The sequence below is a fragment of the Amycolatopsis sp. WAC 01376 genome (assembly GCF_003947415.1).
In the GTDB taxonomy this organism is placed as follows: domain Bacteria; phylum Actinomycetota; class Actinomycetes; order Mycobacteriales; family Pseudonocardiaceae; genus Amycolatopsis.
The window spans coordinates 1,331,284-1,347,123 of the sequence record NZ_QHKL01000001.1 but is presented as its reverse complement, the minus strand read 5'-3'; the positions used below and the strand labels follow the sequence as shown (position 1 = coordinate 1,347,123).

Below are 15,840 nucleotides of genomic sequence, written 5' to 3'. Positions count from 1 at the left end.
TCAGTCCCCCTTCTTGGCGATGATGGATCGCGCGGCGAAGTTGACGACGAACGTCAGCAGGAACAGCACGAGGCCGGCCGCGATGTACGCGCCCGCCGAGATCTCGTTGTTGAGTTCCGCGTAGTCCGCCGCGATCTTCGAGGCGAAGGTGGCGCCGCCGTCGAAGAGGCTCCAGGTGAACTCGCGGCCCACCGCGCCGGTCAGGATGATCGCGAGCGCGATCGTCTCGCCGAGCGCTCGGCCGAGGCCGAGCATGGAGGCGCCGATGTAGCCCGCCTTGCCGAACGGCAGCACCGTGGTGCGGATGACCTCCCAGCGGGTGGCGCCCAGCGCCAGCGCGCCTTCGATGTGCGGGGTCGGGGTCCGCTCGAACACCTCGCGGGACAGCGAGGTGATGATCGGCAGGATCATCACGGCGAGCACGATGCCCGCGGTGAAGATCGTGCCGCGCATGTCCGGCGAGACGTTGCCCGCCGCGAAGATCGGGATCCACGAGAAGGTGTCGTTGACCCACCGGGAGAAGGGCTCGATCGTCGGCGCGAAGACCATCAGGCCCCACAGGCCGTAGATGATCGAGGGGACCGTGGCGAGCAGGTCGATGACGTAGGCGAACGGCCGCGCCAGCCGCTTCGGCGCGTACTGGGTCAGGAAGAGGGCGATGCCGAGCGAGATCGGCATCGCGATGATCAGCGCCAGCAGCGACGAGTAGACCGTGACCAGCAGCAGGCCCATGATGCCGAAGCGCATGTCGCCCGGATCGGTCTGCCAGACCTGGCTCGTCAGGAAGCTCGCTTCGTCGGCCTGGAGCGCCGGAATGGCCTGCACCAGCAGGAACAGTCCGATCAGGCCGATCAGTGCGACGACGAAGACGCCGGCACCGGTGGTCAGGAACTGGAAGATGCGGTCACCGGGTCGCACCGTCCTGGAATTGGGGCTCGCGAGCGGCACCGAGGACTTCTCGGGCGGTGACGCGGCAGGTTGCTCCGAAATCGGGTCCTCCGTGAAGGTCTCGCGGACGCCAGAACGCCCACCGGGGTCGCCGGTGGGCGTTCTGGGCGAAGATGAATCGCTCATCGACTACTTCTGTCCAGCCTGTCTTCTACCGATCAACCTGAAGGTCAGGCGATGGCCTTGACGGCGGTCAGGACCTTGTCCTGCAGGCTCTGCGGGATCGGCACGTAACCCTTGTCCGCGAGCGGCTTCTGGCCGTCCGTGGCGGCGACGGTCAGGAAGGCCTTGACGGCCTTGGCGACCTCGGCGTCGGCGTACTTCGAGCAGACGATCTCGTAGGTGGCGAGGATGACCGGGTACGCGCCGGCGACGTTGCTGCCGTAGATCGCGTCGAGGTCGAGGGCGAGGTCGTTGGAGCCCTCCTTCTTGAACTTCGCCGCGTCGAGGGACTTGGCGACGTTCGCCGCGTTGAGCTCGACACCGCCGGAGCCGCTGTCGATCAGGGCGGCGTTGAGGCCGTCCTTCGCGAAGGCGGACTCGACGTAGGTGATGGCGCCGTCGGTGGCCTTGACCGCGCTGGCCACACCGTTGGACTTTTCGGCACCGTTACCGACGCCACCGTTGAACTTCTTGCCGTCGCCCTGGGTCCAAGCGCCCTTCGAGGCGATCTTCAGGTACTTCTGGAAGTTGTCGGTGGTGCCCGACTCGTCGGTGCGGGAGATGACCTGGATCGGCTTGTCCGGCAGGTTGACGCCCTCGTTGCCCTTGACCGCCTTGATGGCCGGGTCGTTCCACTTGGTGATGCCGCCGTTGAAGATCTTGGCGGTGACCTCGGGGGTCAGGGTCAGCTTGTCGACCCCGGAAACCTTGTAGGCGACCGCGACCGGGCCGATGACGAGCGGGAGGTTCCAGGCGTCGGAGGCGCACCGGGCCTTGGCCTTGTCGGCTTCCTCACCGGACTTGAGCGGCGAGTCGGATCCGGCGAAGTCGACCTGGTTGCCGTTGAACTGCTTGACGCCGGCGCCCGAACCGCTGGGGTTGTAGTTCACCTTCTGGCCGGAGCACTTGGCGGCGTAGGCCTGCACGAAGATGTCGATCGCCGTCTTCTGGGCGGACGAGCCCTCGGCCGAAAGCGGGTTCTTGCCGCCGCAATCGACGTCGGCCGTGCCGCTGGGCGCGGCGGCGGCACCGGTGCTGCCGGGCTTGGTCGCCGCCGGGTCGGATCCACAGGCGCCGAGCACGAGGGCGGCGGTGGCCACGATGCCGATCGCGCCCGCGGGCCGCATGATCTTCACTGCATTTCCTCCACTGGGAGACTTTCGCCGGATCGGTGGAACGGGAGCGTTCCTTCCGGACCCGGACACTAAGCACCGACAGTGGACAGGTGGCCGTCAGAGGGTGAACGGCAAGTGAACAAGGCGGCCGATGTGAGCAGCGCGACTACTCCGAAAGTGGACCGTGTCCCGGCCGTGACCTGCGCGTCTGCTCTCCGTGACCGGTCAAGTGCCGCACGTGTGAACACGGTTACCGAGCGTATTGAACGTCGACCTCGTATCGGGTGAAGCCGAGCTTCGAATAAACGGCGAGTGCGGGGGCGTTGTCGCCTTCGACGTACAAGATCACTTGGCCGAGTCCGCGATCGCGGAGATACCGCAGCCCGGCGAGCGTGAGCGCCTTGCCGAGGCCGCCGCCCTGCGCGTCCGGATCGATGCCGACGACGTAGACCTCGCCGGCGGGCTCGCCGCCGAATCGGCCGGGAACGGCCTCGTGGACCTTCGTCCAGTGGAAGCCGACGACCTCACCGTTCTCCTCGGCGAGGAAGAAGCCGTCGGGGTCGAACCAGGCCTCGGTTTCGGTCGCGCGGACGTCGTCGGCGGTCAGGGCGCCTTGCTCGGGATGCCAGTCGAAGGCACGCGCGTTGACGCGGACCATCGCTTCCTCATCCTGGCCGGGTACGAAGGTGCGCAGTGTGACGCCTTCGCGCGTCACGGGTTCCGGCCAATCGGCTGTTTCGACGTCGGCATGCAGGATCAGCAGTTCCCGCGCGCGCTCGAAGCCTTCGGTACCGGCGAGGTGGACGGCGGCGGGGTGATCGCCGTGCGCCCAGACGCGCAGCGGCTTCCCTTCGACGTGGTCGACGAGCGCCTTGGTGAGCGCCCTGCCGTGCCCGGAGCGGCGGTGCCCGGGATGAACGAAAAGCTCGGCGACCTGGTTTCCGTGCGAATCGCCTTCGGTGTCCAGGTGCGCGTACGCGACCAGCTCGCCGTCGATCTGTCCCAAAAGATGCTGTCCACCGGCGAAACCGGTGTCCTCGGGGCGGCCGTCGGCTTCACGCACGGCGAGCAGGAAACGGCGGATCTCTTCCGTTTCCGGTTCACCGGTCCACAGCAGTTCGAGCATGAAACCGACCCTACCGGGGAACCCGCGGGGCGCCCGGGCGTCTTGTCAGGCAGGAGGAGAGGGGACTCAGTGCGAGGAAAGCTCGCTCGGCTCGTAGACGCTCGCGTCCGGGGCTACGGCCTGCTTGGCCGCGGCAGCAGTGCCCTTGGCGGGCCGCTCGAACTTGTAGCCGACGTTGCGCACGGTCCCGATCATCTGCTCGTGCTCAGGCCCGAGCTTCGCGCGCAGGCGCCGGACGTGGACGTCGACCGTGCGCGTGCCGCCGAAGAAGTCGTAGCCCCAGACCTCCTGCAGCAGCTGGGCGCGGGTGAACACCCGGCCGGCGTGCTGCGCGAGGTATTTGAGGAGTTCGAACTCCTTGTAGGTGAGCTCGAGGGTGCGCTTGCGCAGCTTCGCGGTGTACGTCGCCTCGTCGATGACCAGTTCGCCCACCCGGAGCTCGGCGTCGACCTGCGCGGAAGCGCCGTCGCGGGTGGTGACCAGCCGCAGCCGCGCGTCGACCTCGGCGGGGCCAGCGGTCGGAAGGAGGATGTCGTCGGTGCGCCATTCCGCGCTGACCGCGACCAATCCGCCTTCGCCGACGACGGCGATGACCGGCGTGGAGGTCTCGTCCTCACCGGCGCCCTTGAGCAGGCGGCAGAGGCTCTTCGCGGAGGCGAGATCGCTGCGGGCGTCGAGGACGATGACGTCGCGGTGGCCCGCGTCGAGCAGCGCGGTCACTTCCGGAGCACGGACGCGTACGGTGTGGGGCAGCAGATCCAGGGCGGGGAGCACCGTGGTGGCATCTGCTTCCGGGGTCAGTACCAGAAGGTCCAGGCTCATCGCCGCACCGCCTTCAGTCGTGGTCGCCTCGAACGTGGCTACAGCCGGTGCTTAGTGAGAATAGCGGGTGAACAGCCGAGGACCTACCCCGTGCTGGATCGATCACACCTGGCCAAAGAGCTTTACAAAGGAGATTCGACGCAATGGTGAGCAGGCCCGTGGCGCATGACGACCGACCGTCCCCCGGCCGGTCCGCCAAGCGAGGAAAGCGCCGTGGACGGGGCTGGCTCATCGCCCTCGCGGTACTGGTGGTGCTGCTGGTCGGGGCCGATTTCGGGGCGGCGGCGTTCGCCGAGCACACGATCTCCCAGAAGACCCGCGAACAGCTGGCGCTGGCCAACGATCCGGCCGTCACGGTGCACGGTTTCCCGTTCCTGACCCAGGCCCTTTCCGGTGACTACAGTCACATCACCATCAACGCCCAGGGCGTCGCCGTCCCGCCGAAGCTGCGGGACGTGGATTTCAACGCGGACATGAGTGACGTCACGGCGCCGCTGTCGGATCTGACCTCCGGCAACACGAAGTCGATCGTCATCGGCACGCTCAAGGGCGAAGTGACCGTCAAGGCTTCCGACATCGCGAAGCAGGCCCCGCTCGACAAGATCGAGAACCTCAAGATCGAGCCGGTCACCGAGGACTACGTCCGCAACGGCGAGAACGGCCAGGGCGAGACGACGCCGCCGACCACCAACGCGCAGGGCGAACCGATCGACAGCTCCAGCGCGGGCATCCGGCTGTCGGGCAACGTGCAGATCGCCGGGCAGAAGGTGGAGATCTTCTGCTTCGCGATGATCGAACTCAAGGGCCAGAAGATCAGCATCGAGCCGAAGCGGCTGCAGTTCGGGAATGACAAGGAGACCACCGTCGTTCCCCAAGCGGTACAGGACGCGCTGCTGCCGAACTTCAACGCGACCATCGACACCGGCGCGATGCCGTTCTCGGTGACCCCGACGTCGGTACGCGTGAACAGCGGCTCGGTGACCATCAAGGGTGAAGGCAAGAACGTCGCCTTCAGCGGAGCGAAGCCTCAGGGGTGACTTGCGGATGACCGGGGTGTGGGTGCTGCTGGGCGTACTGGTGCTCGGCGGCGTGGCGGGCGCGCTGCTGCAGGCGCGCAACGGCCGCGTCCGCGCGGCGAAGACAGGCGAGCCCGCACTGCCCGGCCGCGTCTCGGACGCCCTCGCGCCCGAAGGCGTCACCCTGGTCCAGATCTCGACGACGTTCTGCGCGCCGTGCCGCCACACCCGCGTGATCCTGTCGGCGCTCGCGGACAAGACCGACGGCCTCACGCACGTCGATCTGGACGTCACCGAGACCCCCGAAGTCGCCCAAGCACTTTCGATATTGCGGACTCCGACGACGCTGGCCTTGACGCCGGACGGCCGGGAGGTTTTTCGCGTCGGCGGCGTTCCCCGAGGTCAGGAGCTTCTCGAAGCCCTGAAACCCCACCTGGCGAACGTCTGATCCCGAATTTTGGGAAGCGTCCCAAGGTGTGAACACGGTTCCCAACCTGAGGGAGCTCTGCGTACCCTCGTGCCCGTGAACAGGCTGCCCCGAACCTTGCTGACCCAGCGCCGCGCAGTGGATCTGTGCCGCGTTCGCAGCAGCCTGTGTCCGGCTCGCTGAACGCGCCCTGATGCCTGCGCGTGCCCTTCCGGCACGCACCTTTCCCTCTCGTTCGCAGGAGGAACCATGTCCGCAGGACCGGCCGTCGACCCCCGTGGTCCGCGTTTCGCCGCCATCCTGACGACGATCGTGCTCGCGGTCGTGCTCATCACCCAGTGGTGGCCACTGCTCGCGGCGCAGGCGGTGGTGTTCGCGATCGGGGCCTTCATCGGGCTCAAGCCCTCGCCGTACTCCGTCCTCTACCGCTACCTGGTCGCGCCGCGGCTCGGCCCGACGGCCGAACGCGAGGACGCCGCCCCGCTGCGGTTCGCGCAGGCCGTCGGGTTCGTGTTCGCCGTCGTCGGCACCGTCGGCTTCGCGACCGGGTTGACCGCGCTCGGCTTCGTCGCGACGGCGTTCGCGCTGCTCGCGGCCTTCCTCAACGCGGCGTTCGACTTCTGTCTCGGTTGCGAGATGTACCTGCTCATCAAACGTTTCAGCCCCAGCCCTCGCGCGTCCTAACCCAGAAAGAGAGTCAGCTCCATGAGCCGTGAAGACGTCCTGGTCACCACCCAGTGGGCCGAAGAGAACCTGGACACCCCGGGTGTCGTGTTCATCGAGGTCGACGAGGACACGACCGCGTACGACAACGGACACATCCGCGGTGCGGTGAAGTTCGACTGGCGCAAGGACCTGCAGGACGGGGTCCGCCGCGACTTCGTCGACAAGGAGGGCTTCGAGAAGCTGCTGTCCGAGAAGGGCATCTCGAACGACGACCGCGTGATCCTCTACGGCGGCAACAACAACTGGTTCGCCGCGTACGCGTACTGGTACTTCAAGCTCTACGGCCACGAGAACGTGCAGCTGCTCGACGGCGGCCGCAAGAAGTGGGAGCTCGACGGCCGCGAGCTGAACTCCGAGGACGTCAAGCGCGAGCCGGCCGAGTACAAGGCCAAGGAGCAGGACCTCTCGATCCGCGCGTTCCGCGACGAGGTCGTCCAGGCCATCGGTGCCAGCAACTTCGTCGATGTGCGTTCGCCCGACGAGTTCTCCGGCAAGCTGCTCGCCCCGGCGCACCTGCCGCAGGAGCAGTCGCAGGTCCCCGGCCACATCCCGGGCGCGCTGAACGTCCCGTGGGCGAAGGTCGCCAACGAGGACGGCACCTTCAAGACCGAGGAAGAGATCAAGGAGCTGTACTCCGACGAGGGCCTCGACGAGTCGAAGTCCACGATCGCGTACTGCCGGATCGGTGAGCGTTCGTCCATCGCGTGGTTCGCGCTGCACGAGCTCCTCGGCTACGACGCCGTGAAGAACTACGACGGTTCATGGACGGAATACGGCTCGCTCGTCGGCGTGCCGGTCGAGTTGGGAGCTAAGTGATGGCGGCAGACGACAGCTGCGGCGCACCGGTCCAGGAGGCCACGCCCGCCGATTACGACACCCGCGGCCAGGTCGTGCTGGCAGGCAAGGTGACCGGTTCGGAGGGCCCCGTCGGCGGCGCCTTCGTGCGGTTGCTGGACGGCGGCGGCGACTTCACCGGCGAGGTGGTCTCGTCGGCCGACGGCGACTTCCGCTTCTACGCGGCCCCCGGCGACTGGACGGTGCGCGCGCTGCACCGCTCCGGCAACGGCGAAGCCTCTGTCACCGCACAGGGACCGGGCGTGCACCAACTCGCCATCTCTGTCGCCTGACGTTTCGCGCGTGAAGGCCCCCTTCCCTCGGCTGAGCCGAGGGAAGGGGGCCTTCACGCGCGTGTGGGCACGGCCACGCGACCTCGGCAGGCCTGTCCGGGCAGGTAGCGACTAAAGTGCGTGGCGTGGAGATCCTGTTTACGACCCTGCTGGTGCTCGCCGGCGTCGCGATCACCTGGTTCGCCGTGTACGTCGTCTACCGGCTTTACGCGGACCAGCGCTGACCGATGACGGCCAAGGGCGACGAGGCCATCCAGGCCGCGGAGAAGCGCGCGGAAAACACGCGCGACCGGAACCTTCCGCAGTTCGACGACATGCCCATCCCGGGCGACACGGCGAACCTGCGCGAAGGAGCGAACCTCAACGACGCCTGCCTGGCGCTGCTGCCGCTCGTCGGCGTCTGGCGCGGTGAGGGCGAGGTCGACTACCCGACCATCGAAGGCCCGTACCGGTTCGGCATGCAGCTGACCATCGCGCACGACGGCCGCCCGTTCCTCATCCACGAGGCGCGTGCCTGGCTGCTCGACGAGGACGGCAAGGTCATCCGTCCGGCCGCGCGGGAATCCGGGTTCTGGCGGCCGCAGGCGGACGACACGATCGAACTGCTGCTGACCCACAACACCGGCATCGTGGAACTCTTCTACGGCAAGCCGCGTGGCAAGGCTTCGGTCCCGGCCTGGGAGCTGGGCACCGACGCGGTCGTCCGCTCGTCGAGCGCCAAGGACGTCACGGCGTCGCAGCGGCTCTACGGCATCGTCAACGGCGAACTCGGCTATGTCGAGGAGCGCGCCATGATGGGCCAGGAACTCCAGCCGCACACGTCGGCGCTGCTGCGTCGCGTGGTGGGCTGACCCTCTTTCCATGCGGTGGCGTGCCTACGGCGAGCACGCCGCCCTTCTCGACTGCGATTCCCTTGCCCAGACGATCGCGGCACACGCCGCGATTTCGGCCGCGCGCCCGCCGGGGATCGCCGAACTCGTCCCCGGCGCCCGCAGCCTGCTCGTGGTGGAAACCCCGGGCTCCGGCGCCCTCTTGGCCGCTCGTGACCTGCTGGCGGACGCCGATCTCGAACATCCGCCCGAAGGCGAAGCCGGGGAGATCACTCTCGACGTCACCTACGACGGCGAGGATCTCGAACTCGTCGCACGGGACGCCGGAGTGTCCACTGAGGACGTCGTCCGGCTGCACACCGGCGCCGTCTACACCGTGGCCTTCACCGGGTTCGCGCCCGGATTCGGTTACCTGACAGGACTTCCCGAGCCGCTCCGGCAGCCCCGGCTGTCGACTCCGCGCACTCGCGTGCCGCCGGGTTCGGTCGGGATCGCGGGCGAGTTCACCGGCGTCTACCCGCGCGTCTCGCCCGGTGGCTGGCGGCTGATCGGCCACACCCGGACCGTCCTGTTCGATCCGCGCGCCGACCCGCCCGCGCTGCTGGCCCCCGGCGACCGGGTGCGGTTCCGGAGTGCGGGATGAGGGCGCTCGAAGTGGTCGAGACCGGCCCGCTCGCGCTGATCCAGGACCTCGGCAGGCCCGGTTACGCGCATCTCGGTGTCCCGCCGTCCGGCGCGCTGGACGTCTCCGCGCTGAAACTGGCCAACCGGCTCGTCGGCAACGCCGAGGACGCCGCGGGCGTCGAGTGCCTGTTCGGCGGCCTGCGACTGCGCGCGTCGGCGTCCTGCACCATCGCGGTGACGGGCCCCGCCGTCACCGTCGAGGTCGACGGACGCGACGTCGGCTCGCACGCACCGGTGTGGCTGGCCGCGGGCCAGGTCATGGCGATCGGCGCACCCGCCACCGGTTTGCGGTGCTACCTGGCGGTTTCCGGCGGAATCACGGTCGAGGCGGAACTCGGCAGCCGCTCGCGGGACGTCCTTTCGGAGATCGGGCCCGCGCCGCTGAAGGCGGGCGACGTCCTCCCTCTCGGCGCACCGTCCGTGACCGGAGGCGCCGACGTCGTCTTGCCCACGATAGCTCCGGCGGAGGTCGCCGTACTGGTCGACCCGGGGCCGCGGGCGCATTGGTTCGAAAACCTGGCGGCCGGGCTCGCGAAGACCTGGACGGTGACGGCGGAATCCAACCGCGTCGGGCTCCGGCTCGACGGGCCCGCCTTGGCTCGCGGGGACGAATACGCGGAGCGGGAACTGCCGAGCGAAGGCCTGTTGACCGGCGCTGTCCAGGTGCCGCCGAACGGGTTGCCGGTCGTGTTCTTGGCGGATCATCCAACTACCGGTGGTTACCCGGTGGCGGCCGTGGTGAGACAGGCGTCACTCCCGGCACTCGCGCAGGCCCGACCCGGAACCCTTCTCCGCTTTCACTCGTCCACGAAGGTGTGGAACAGGTAAAGGTCGACGGTGGCACAGGTGTCATCGCCACAACTTCGGTCCCCGTCCAACCCGAACTCCCGCAGTCGCTGCGGATCGCGCTGGCCACCGGCCAGATGCGACGCCCGCTCGGCGACACACTCCGCCCGCTTCTCGATCTCTTCGCCGACGGCGAATATCAGGTCACCGGCCCCGAACGGCTCGCCGAGGACCGCTACCTGACCCCGAGCGCCGACTGGCCGCCCGCCGACGTGTCCCGGGTCGGCTACTACCGGACGGCGATCAAGAGCGGGCACCGGCCGGTCGCGGTCGTACTGGAGACCGCCGACGCGGCGGTGATCCTCGACGGGCACCACAAGATCGCGGCCTACCGCGAAGAAGCGATCCTGCCGCACCTGCTGATCATCAGCCCGCTGGGTTGATGGACACCCCACGGTTCCGCGATCCCCAGACCCGGCTCGACGATCTCGCGGACGAGCCGATCCTGGTCGTCTGCCCGCGCTGCTCGCACCGTGCCTCGGTCACACCCGACCGGCTGACCTGCGCCGGCTGCGCTCTGGTGCGTGTTCCTCCCCGCCCGGACCACCGGGTGTGGAACCGTCCGATCGACCCGTTCTTTCGCGAACCTCTGTGGCTGCGAGCCGACTGCTGTGGCGGGCACACCCTCTGGGCGTTCCACGTCAGCCACCTGGACCTGATCGAACGGTTCGTCGCGGCGACGCTGCGAGAACGCGGACTCGGGGATCGCCCCGGCCTGACCTTGGTCGCGCGACTGCCCTCGTGGATGACGATGGCGAAGCACCGGGCCGAGGTCCTTCACACCATCGCCAAGCTTCGGACGACGCTCAGCTGATCGCGTACTCGCTCTCGTACGCGGCGGCCAGTTCGGCGTGGATCGCGCTGGAGTCGGTGAGCGCGACGCCGTCGAGCGTGTGCACCCTGGTCAGCTTGCGGACCGACGAGGCGAGGAACAGCCCCTCGCCCTCGATGAGGTCCGAGACCTTGAGCGGCTCGACCTTGACCGACCAGCCCGCCCGCTCGGCACCGCGGAACAGCGCCGCCTGCGTCGTGCCGGGCAGGATGCCGATGGTCGCCGGCGGCGTGTAGATCGTCCTCTCCTTCGCGAGGACGACCGTCGACGTCGGCCCCTCGAAGACCGAACCGTCGGCGGCGGTGAAAATCACATCGCTCGCGCCGCGGCGGCCCGCCTCCCGCAGCGCGGCCATGTTGACGCCGTACGAAATCGACTTCGCGCCCAGCAGCAGCCACGGCGCGCGCTCGGCGAGATCGGGCTCGATACCGCGCTCGAGAGTGATCGCCGCGACGCCTTCGACACGGGCCCGCTGGACCTTCTCGTCGATCTCGACACCGAGCGCGAACCCGAACGGCTTCGCCTCCGGATCACCGTCGATTCCCCTGGTGTACACCAGTTTCAGCGCGATTTCGGCGGGGCCGGACCAGTTGTCGATGACGGTCTGCGCGGCGCGCTCCCAGTCCGCGAGGTCCGGCTCCGGCAGGTCGAGCATGGCCGCGGAACGGGCCAGCCGCTCGAGATGCGGGCGGAGCTCACGAGGGCGCCCGTCGACGACGAGGATCGTCTCGAACACGCCGTCACCGCGAAGCAGCCCGAGGTCGTCTACCCGCAGGTGAGCGGCTTCGGGGTCGGCCAGGGTCCCGTCGAGAAAGGCAAGCACGCGCATGGGGACACGGTACTCACTAGCATGGGTTTCATGCCCTACCGCTCCCCCCTGCTCGACCTTCCCGGACCGATCGCGGCTCCCGACGGGCATCCTGAAGAGGGTGTCCCGTGGCATTGGGGAGACCCCTTCGCCGAGCAGCGGACGGCCGCGCGCGGCGCGGTCGTGATCGACCGTTCGCATCGCGAGATCCTGGCCGTGACCGGGGAAGAACGGTTGTCCTGGCTGCATTTGGTGATCTCGCAGCACGTCACCGGACTCGCCGAAGGCACCGGCACCGAGGCGCTCGTCCTGGACACCCATGGCCGCGTCGACACCCACATGGTCGTCGCGCACGCGGACGGAACGGTGTGGCTGGACAGCGACCGGGGCGCGGTGGCCACCAGCGCGCTGCCGTCCGGCGGCAAGCAGACCCTGCGTGACTACCTCGAAGCGATGAAGTTCTGGTCCAAAGTGGACATCCGCGATGTCTCGGACGAGCTGGCGCTGCTGACCGTCCTCGGGCCCGAGGCGGACCGTGTGCTGGCCGCCGTGGATGTTTCCCTGAGCTCGGACCCGTACTCGGTCGTGCCGATCCCCGGCGGTTTCGCGCGACGGATGCCGTGGCCCGGACGGCACAGCGTCGACCTCGCCGTGCCCCGCGCCGAACTCGCCGACTGGTGGCGCCGCCTGACCGACGCGGGCGCGCGCCCCGCGGGCAGCTGGGCGTTCGACGCGCTGCGGGTCGAATCGCTGCGGCCGCGGCTGGGCCTCGACACCGACGACCGCACGATCCCGCACGAGGTGAACTGGGTCGACTCCGCCGCGCACGTGGCGAAGGGCTGCTACCGCGGACAGGAGACCGTCGCGAAGGTCCACAACGTCGGGCGGCCGCCGCGGTACATGGCGCTGCTGCACCTGGACGGTTCGCCGGAGATCACGCCGGAAACCGGCGACCCGGTGCTGCTGGGCGAGCGGACGGTCGGCCGCGTCGGCAGCGTGGTGCAGCACCACGAACTGGGCCCGATCGCGCTGGCGCTGGTCAAACGCTCGACGAAGCCGGGCGCGGAACTGCTGGTCGGCGCCGAGGACCGCGTCGTGCAGGCGGCCATCGACCCGGACTCCGTGCCTGGCGAAGCGCCGGCTCCCGGACGGGAAGCGGCTCAGCGACTGCGGGGTTGAGCTGAGGGGCTTCTGCGGGCTTACGTTGCTACGCGGGCTTGCCGGTCGCGTTCCCGTTCCGTTCCGTGAAGGCCTCCTTCCCTACCTTGAGGGTAGGGAAGGGGCCGTTCACTACCTTGCGACTCTCGCGGCGTGGTCCGTGAAGGCCTCCTTGAGGGACTCTGGGTCCCTCAAGGAGGCCTTCACGGACCTGCGGTGCGTCACTCTCGCCTCACTAGTCACAGCAGCCCCATCCGTCACATGGGCTGCGCGTGAAGGACCCCTTCCCTCGGCTGAGCGCTGGAAACTCGCCCTTCGCTCGCGTCCAAGTACATGAAGGCCCCCTTCATTGCGCTAGACGCAACAAAGGGGGCCTTCATGTACTCCCGCCCACCACAGTCATCCACAAGTTGTCCACAACCCCATCCACCTGTGGACAACCTCGCCGACCAGCACTTTTCCGCCCCCACCCCCGGTAGACTGGACCAGGGGCCGCCCCCGGGACGGGTGGGGGGCGCGCTCTGGAAGGAACCGAAAGAGCAGCGTGGCGCCGGAGGGTGTCGTGAGGGACAGAGATCCTTGTGGTATCGCTCCCTGCGGAACATTTCCGCTGGAGCGCGATAAGCTACGCGGGTGATCGAAGTCCGGCCCGGTGGTCGCCGTCGTATCGACCGCGTGCTCGGCCCTGGGTATCTCAGCGACCTCGGCGAGCTGACCCTTTCCGTGCTGCGCGAGCGCCGTGACGAGGCCGCGCAGGAGGAGACCGACCTGTCGTACCTGCGGCGTCTGCTGCACGCGCGGATCGACATCGTGCGGGCCGAGCAGAAGCGCCGGACTTCGGGCGGTGACGAGAGCAGTGTCGTCGAGCGGCTTGCCGCGATCCTGGCGGACAACGCGATCGGCCCGGCCACGGGCTCGGGCAGGCATCAGCGGCTGGAGCCGTCGCGTGCCGGCGAGCATCGGCGGTTCGCCGAGGCGCTCATCGGCGACACGGATCTTTCCGACGTCAGCACGCTGTCGGACGAGAAGCTGATCAACGCCCTCAACCGGTACGCCGACGAAGAGGTCTCGGTCTCTTCGTACCGCCGCGAGGTGCAGGGCGTGATGGACACGATCAACGCCGAGATCGCGACCCGTTACCGCAAGGGCACGGCATCGGTCGACGACCTGCTCGACACCGAACGCGGCGGGCCCGAGTGACGAATCCCGTCCTGGTCGAGGTCGTCCGGTCCGGGTTCGTGGAGAGCACGCACCGCGGCGCGCTCGTGATCACCGCCCCGGACGGGTCGGTGCGGTTCGCCGCGGGCGACATCGAGCGGCCGGTGTACCCGCGCTCGTCCAACAAACCCCTGCAAGCCGTCGGGATGCTCCGCGCCGGCCTCACGATCGGCGACGAAGAGCTCGCGCTGGGCTGCGGATCGCACAACGGCGAGCCCGGCCACGTCGAGGGCGCCTTGTCGATGCTCTCCCTCGCGGGGCTGACCGAGGACGCGCTGGCCTGCCCGCCCGCCTTCCCGCTGCACGAGCCGAGCATGCTGGCCGCGGCCCCGGCCGGGAAACGCCGCGCCGCCATGAACTGCTCCGGCAAACACGCCGCGATGCTCATGACCTGCGCGCAGCTCGGCTGGCCGACCAAGGATTACGCGGCCGCGACCCATCCGCTGCAGAAGGTCGTCCAAGCCACGGTCGCCGACCTCACCAGCGAGACGATCGAAACGGTCGGCGTCGACGGCTGCGGCGCCCCGCTGTTCGCGTTCTCCCTCACCGGCCTCGCCCGGTCCTTCGGCAGGCTGGTCACCGCGATGGGCGGGCCGGACCGCCGCGTCGCCGACGCAGTCCGCGCGCATCCGTGGCACGTCGCGGGCACCGGCCGCGAAGACACCGTGCTCATGCGGAGCGTCGAGGGCCTGCTTTCGAAGGGCGGCGCCGAGGGAGTGCACGCGTTCGCTCTCCCGGACGGCACGGCGCTGGCGCTGAAGATCGACGACGGCGCCGCCCGCGCCCGGATCCCGCTGCTGCTCGCGACCCTGCGTCACCTCGGCATCGACCCGGGCGACGAAGCCGGCGACCTCGCGCGCAACGCGGTCCTGGGTGGCGGGAAACCGGTCGGCGAACTGAGGGTCGTCACCGGCCTCTTCGGCTAGTTCGCGCGTTCCCGCGCGGCCAGGTCACCCCAGAAGTCCCGCAGGTCGGCGAACAGTTCCGCCAGCTCGTCGACGTTGCCGGTGCGAAGCGCGTCGAGGATGTCGTGCACTTCTTCGGCGGTCGTGTCTGCCTGCAGGATCGCGTCTCCGAAGAGCTGCACGAGACCGCCGTAGTCGAGTTCGACCGCGGAACCGGGGTGGAAGCTGTCGAGCCAGCGTCGCGTTTCGAGCAGCACCCGGCCGGGTCCTGAGTCACCGAAGGTCGCTTCGAGCAGGTCTCCGACCTCGCGAGCACGATGCCGCGCGTCGGCCATGGACACCCGCCACGACACTTCGCGCTCGGGGTCGTCGCGGCCCTTGCCCAGTTTGACCCGGCGCATCCCGGGATCGAACAGCACGAACCACGGAAGCGGGACGGTCCACGTCGTCGAGAGCGTGTGCGAGGCCGAAGCGGACAAGTCGCCGATGGCGGACTTCGCCCGCGAGCGGATCGTGTCGAGCGACGCGCCGCCCGCGTCGAGCACCGCGTTCTTCAGCGCCGGATGCGCGTCGCCGAGGAAGGTCACCAACGCCGCGGCCGAGCGGGCGCGGATCTCCATCGGGCAGATCAGCGGGCCCGGACCCGCGTCGCCGTGCTCACCCTCGGGTACGTCTTCGGGGTCCATGACGAGGACATCGGTGATGAGACTGGGCGCGGGCCTGCCGTCCGCGAGTTCGGCGGGCAGCAACCGTCCGACGTGTTGTGACTTGAGCCACAGTGTCTGCTCGCGCTCGCCCGCGGCCGAACGATCGAGCCGGGCCGCTTCGACGGCCTCGAGCAGGCGTTCGTCCGGTGGATCCCCCAGCGCGAGCAGGGGCTCATAGACGCGGAGGTAAGCCGCGAACGGACGGGGCACACGAGCATCGTGGCACGCCGACCTGCGACTATCGCCACCGACCGGCCGGTAACCGGCGTCCGGTGAACACTGTCGCCACCGGCACACCGTGCCACGTCGCATCCAACCCCCCGGACACGGTACGGTGTCAGCAGGAAATAATTGTCGAGACGATGCGGGGCCGCCGATTCCCC

General features: G+C 68.9%; 19 protein-coding genes. 13 read left to right on the top strand and 6 right to left on the bottom strand.

The window, feature by feature from the left end; translation table 11 throughout:
* The 4 genes from pstC to DMH03_RS06435 form a co-directional block, all read right to left on the bottom strand.
* On the bottom strand, window positions 1–918 hold the full coding sequence (gene pstC / locus DMH03_RS06450) for a phosphate ABC transporter permease subunit PstC (RefSeq protein ID WP_125791570.1): 918 nt from the start codon (window positions 916–918) through the stop codon (window positions 1–3).
* A 200-nt stretch (window positions 919–1,118) separates the two neighbouring features.
* Entirely contained in the window at window positions 1,119–2,246 is a 1,128-nt protein-coding gene (gene pstS, locus DMH03_RS06445) for a phosphate ABC transporter substrate-binding protein PstS (RefSeq protein WP_125791021.1), read from the bottom strand.
* Window positions 2,247–2,475: 229 nt separating this feature from the next.
* A complete protein-coding gene (mshD, locus tag DMH03_RS06440; RefSeq protein ID WP_125791020.1) occupies window positions 2,476–3,351 on the bottom strand; it encodes a mycothiol synthase in 876 nt (291 codons plus the stop codon).
* 66 nt (window positions 3,352–3,417) lie between these two features.
* Window positions 3,418–4,173: a response regulator transcription factor gene (locus DMH03_RS06435; RefSeq protein ID WP_125791019.1), complete on the bottom strand. Its 756-nt coding sequence runs from the start codon at window positions 4,171–4,173 to the stop codon at window positions 3,418–3,420.
* A 143-nt stretch (window positions 4,174–4,316) separates the two neighbouring features.
* Between DMH03_RS06435 and DMH03_RS06430 the strand changes: the two genes are divergently transcribed.
* The 10 genes from DMH03_RS06430 (at window position 4,317) to DMH03_RS06385 (ending at window position 10,643) form a co-directional block, all read left to right on the top strand.
* A complete protein-coding gene (locus DMH03_RS06430; protein WP_125791018.1) occupies window positions 4,317–5,210 on the top strand; it encodes a DUF2993 domain-containing protein in 894 nt (297 codons plus the stop codon).
* A 7-nt stretch (window positions 5,211–5,217) separates the two neighbouring features.
* Complete coding sequence (locus DMH03_RS06425; protein WP_125791017.1) at window positions 5,218–5,637, top strand: thioredoxin family protein; 420 nt, start codon at window positions 5,218–5,220, stop codon at window positions 5,635–5,637.
* A 228-nt stretch (window positions 5,638–5,865) separates the two neighbouring features.
* Window positions 5,866–6,300 carry a DUF4395 domain-containing protein gene (locus DMH03_RS06420; RefSeq protein WP_125791016.1) on the top strand — a complete coding sequence of 145 codons (435 nt, stop codon included), beginning with the start codon at window positions 5,866–5,868 and terminating at the stop codon, window positions 6,298–6,300.
* Window positions 6,301–6,321: 21 nt separating this feature from the next.
* The gene (locus DMH03_RS06415) at window positions 6,322–7,158 is read left to right on the top strand and encodes a sulfurtransferase (protein WP_125791015.1); all 837 of its coding nucleotides are present in this window, start codon (window positions 6,322–6,324) and stop codon (window positions 7,156–7,158) included.
* On the top strand, window positions 7,158–7,469 hold the full coding sequence (locus DMH03_RS06410) for a DUF1416 domain-containing protein (protein WP_199748687.1): 312 nt from the start codon (window positions 7,158–7,160) through the stop codon (window positions 7,467–7,469). The genes DMH03_RS06415 and DMH03_RS06410 overlap by 1 nt, the downstream gene beginning before the upstream one ends.
* 227 nt (window positions 7,470–7,696) lie before the next feature.
* Window positions 7,697–8,320: an FABP family protein gene (locus DMH03_RS06405; RefSeq protein ID WP_125791013.1), complete on the top strand. Its 624-nt coding sequence runs from the start codon at window positions 7,697–7,699 to the stop codon at window positions 8,318–8,320.
* Between the two features lie 10 nt (window positions 8,321–8,330).
* Complete coding sequence (pxpB, locus tag DMH03_RS06400; RefSeq protein WP_125791012.1) at window positions 8,331–8,942, top strand: 5-oxoprolinase subunit PxpB; 612 nt, start codon at window positions 8,331–8,333, stop codon at window positions 8,940–8,942.
* Window positions 8,939–9,811, top strand: a complete 873-nt coding sequence (locus tag DMH03_RS06395) for a biotin-dependent carboxyltransferase family protein (protein ID WP_125791011.1) — start codon at window positions 8,939–8,941, stop codon at window positions 9,809–9,811. The genes pxpB and DMH03_RS06395 overlap by 4 nt, the downstream gene beginning before the upstream one ends.
* Window positions 9,799–10,212, top strand: a complete 414-nt coding sequence (locus DMH03_RS06390) for a hypothetical protein (RefSeq protein WP_125791010.1) — start codon at window positions 9,799–9,801, stop codon at window positions 10,210–10,212. The genes DMH03_RS06395 and DMH03_RS06390 overlap by 13 nt, the downstream gene beginning before the upstream one ends.
* Window positions 10,212–10,643, top strand: a complete 432-nt coding sequence (locus DMH03_RS06385) for a TFIIB-type zinc ribbon-containing protein (protein ID WP_125791009.1) — start codon at window positions 10,212–10,214, stop codon at window positions 10,641–10,643. Before DMH03_RS06390 ends, DMH03_RS06385 begins: the two co-directional genes overlap by 1 nt.
* On the opposite strand, the gene DMH03_RS06380 is transcribed toward DMH03_RS06385, so the two are convergent.
* Window positions 10,636–11,490: an aminodeoxychorismate lyase gene (locus DMH03_RS06380; protein ID WP_125784889.1), complete on the bottom strand. Its 855-nt coding sequence runs from the start codon at window positions 11,488–11,490 to the stop codon at window positions 10,636–10,638. The two genes, DMH03_RS06385 and DMH03_RS06380, sit on opposite strands and share 8 nt — an antisense overlap.
* A gap of 30 nt (window positions 11,491–11,520) precedes the next feature.
* On the opposite strand from DMH03_RS06380, the gene DMH03_RS06375 reads away from it, so the two are divergent.
* The 3 genes from DMH03_RS06375 (at window position 11,521) to DMH03_RS06365 (ending at window position 14,771) form a co-directional block, all read left to right on the top strand.
* Window positions 11,521–12,648: a folate-binding protein YgfZ gene (locus tag DMH03_RS06375; protein WP_125791008.1), complete on the top strand. Its 1,128-nt coding sequence runs from the start codon at window positions 11,521–11,523 to the stop codon at window positions 12,646–12,648.
* A gap of 612 nt (window positions 12,649–13,260) precedes the next feature.
* Window positions 13,261–13,827, top strand: a complete 567-nt coding sequence (locus DMH03_RS06370; RefSeq protein WP_125791007.1) for an aerial mycelium formation protein — start codon at window positions 13,261–13,263, stop codon at window positions 13,825–13,827.
* Window positions 13,824–14,771: an asparaginase gene (locus tag DMH03_RS06365; protein WP_125791006.1), complete on the top strand. Its 948-nt coding sequence runs from the start codon at window positions 13,824–13,826 to the stop codon at window positions 14,769–14,771. Before DMH03_RS06370 ends, DMH03_RS06365 begins: the two co-directional genes overlap by 4 nt.
* Here DMH03_RS06365 and DMH03_RS06360 read toward each other — a convergent pair.
* The gene (locus tag DMH03_RS06360) at window positions 14,768–15,667 is read right to left on the bottom strand and encodes a hypothetical protein (RefSeq protein WP_125791005.1); all 900 of its coding nucleotides are present in this window, start codon (window positions 15,665–15,667) and stop codon (window positions 14,768–14,770) included. The genes DMH03_RS06365 and DMH03_RS06360 overlap by 4 nt on opposite strands.
* Window positions 15,668–15,840 lie beyond the last annotated feature (173 nt).

Bases quoted from the DNA above. Each gene is read 5' to 3' on its own strand.
- mshD (WP_125791020.1), bottom strand. From the start codon at position 3,351: ATGCTCGAACTGCTGTGGACCGGTGAACCGGAAACGGAAGAGATCCGC.
- DMH03_RS06435 (WP_125791019.1), bottom strand. From the start codon at position 4,173: ATGAGCCTGGACCTTCTGGTACTGACCCCGGAAGCAGATGCCACCACG.
- DMH03_RS06430 (WP_125791018.1), top strand. From the start codon at position 4,317: ATGGTGAGCAGGCCCGTGGCGCATGACGACCGACCGTCCCCCGGCCGG.
- DMH03_RS06425 (WP_125791017.1), top strand. From the start codon at position 5,218: ATGACCGGGGTGTGGGTGCTGCTGGGCGTACTGGTGCTCGGCGGCGTG.
- DMH03_RS06420 (WP_125791016.1), top strand. From the start codon at position 5,866: ATGTCCGCAGGACCGGCCGTCGACCCCCGTGGTCCGCGTTTCGCCGCC.
- DMH03_RS06415 (WP_125791015.1), top strand. From the start codon at position 6,322: ATGAGCCGTGAAGACGTCCTGGTCACCACCCAGTGGGCCGAAGAGAAC.
- DMH03_RS06410 (WP_199748687.1), top strand. From the start codon at position 7,158: ATGGCGGCAGACGACAGCTGCGGCGCACCGGTCCAGGAGGCCACGCCC.
- DMH03_RS06405 (WP_125791013.1), top strand. From the start codon at position 7,697: ATGACGGCCAAGGGCGACGAGGCCATCCAGGCCGCGGAGAAGCGCGCG.
- pxpB (WP_125791012.1), top strand. From the start codon at position 8,331: ATGCGGTGGCGTGCCTACGGCGAGCACGCCGCCCTTCTCGACTGCGAT.
- DMH03_RS06395 (WP_125791011.1), top strand. From the start codon at position 8,939: ATGAGGGCGCTCGAAGTGGTCGAGACCGGCCCGCTCGCGCTGATCCAG.
- DMH03_RS06385 (WP_125791009.1), top strand. From the start codon at position 10,212: ATGGACACCCCACGGTTCCGCGATCCCCAGACCCGGCTCGACGATCTC.
- DMH03_RS06380 (WP_125784889.1), bottom strand. From the start codon at position 11,490: ATGCGCGTGCTTGCCTTTCTCGACGGGACCCTGGCCGACCCCGAAGCC.
- DMH03_RS06375 (WP_125791008.1), top strand. From the start codon at position 11,521: ATGCCCTACCGCTCCCCCCTGCTCGACCTTCCCGGACCGATCGCGGCT.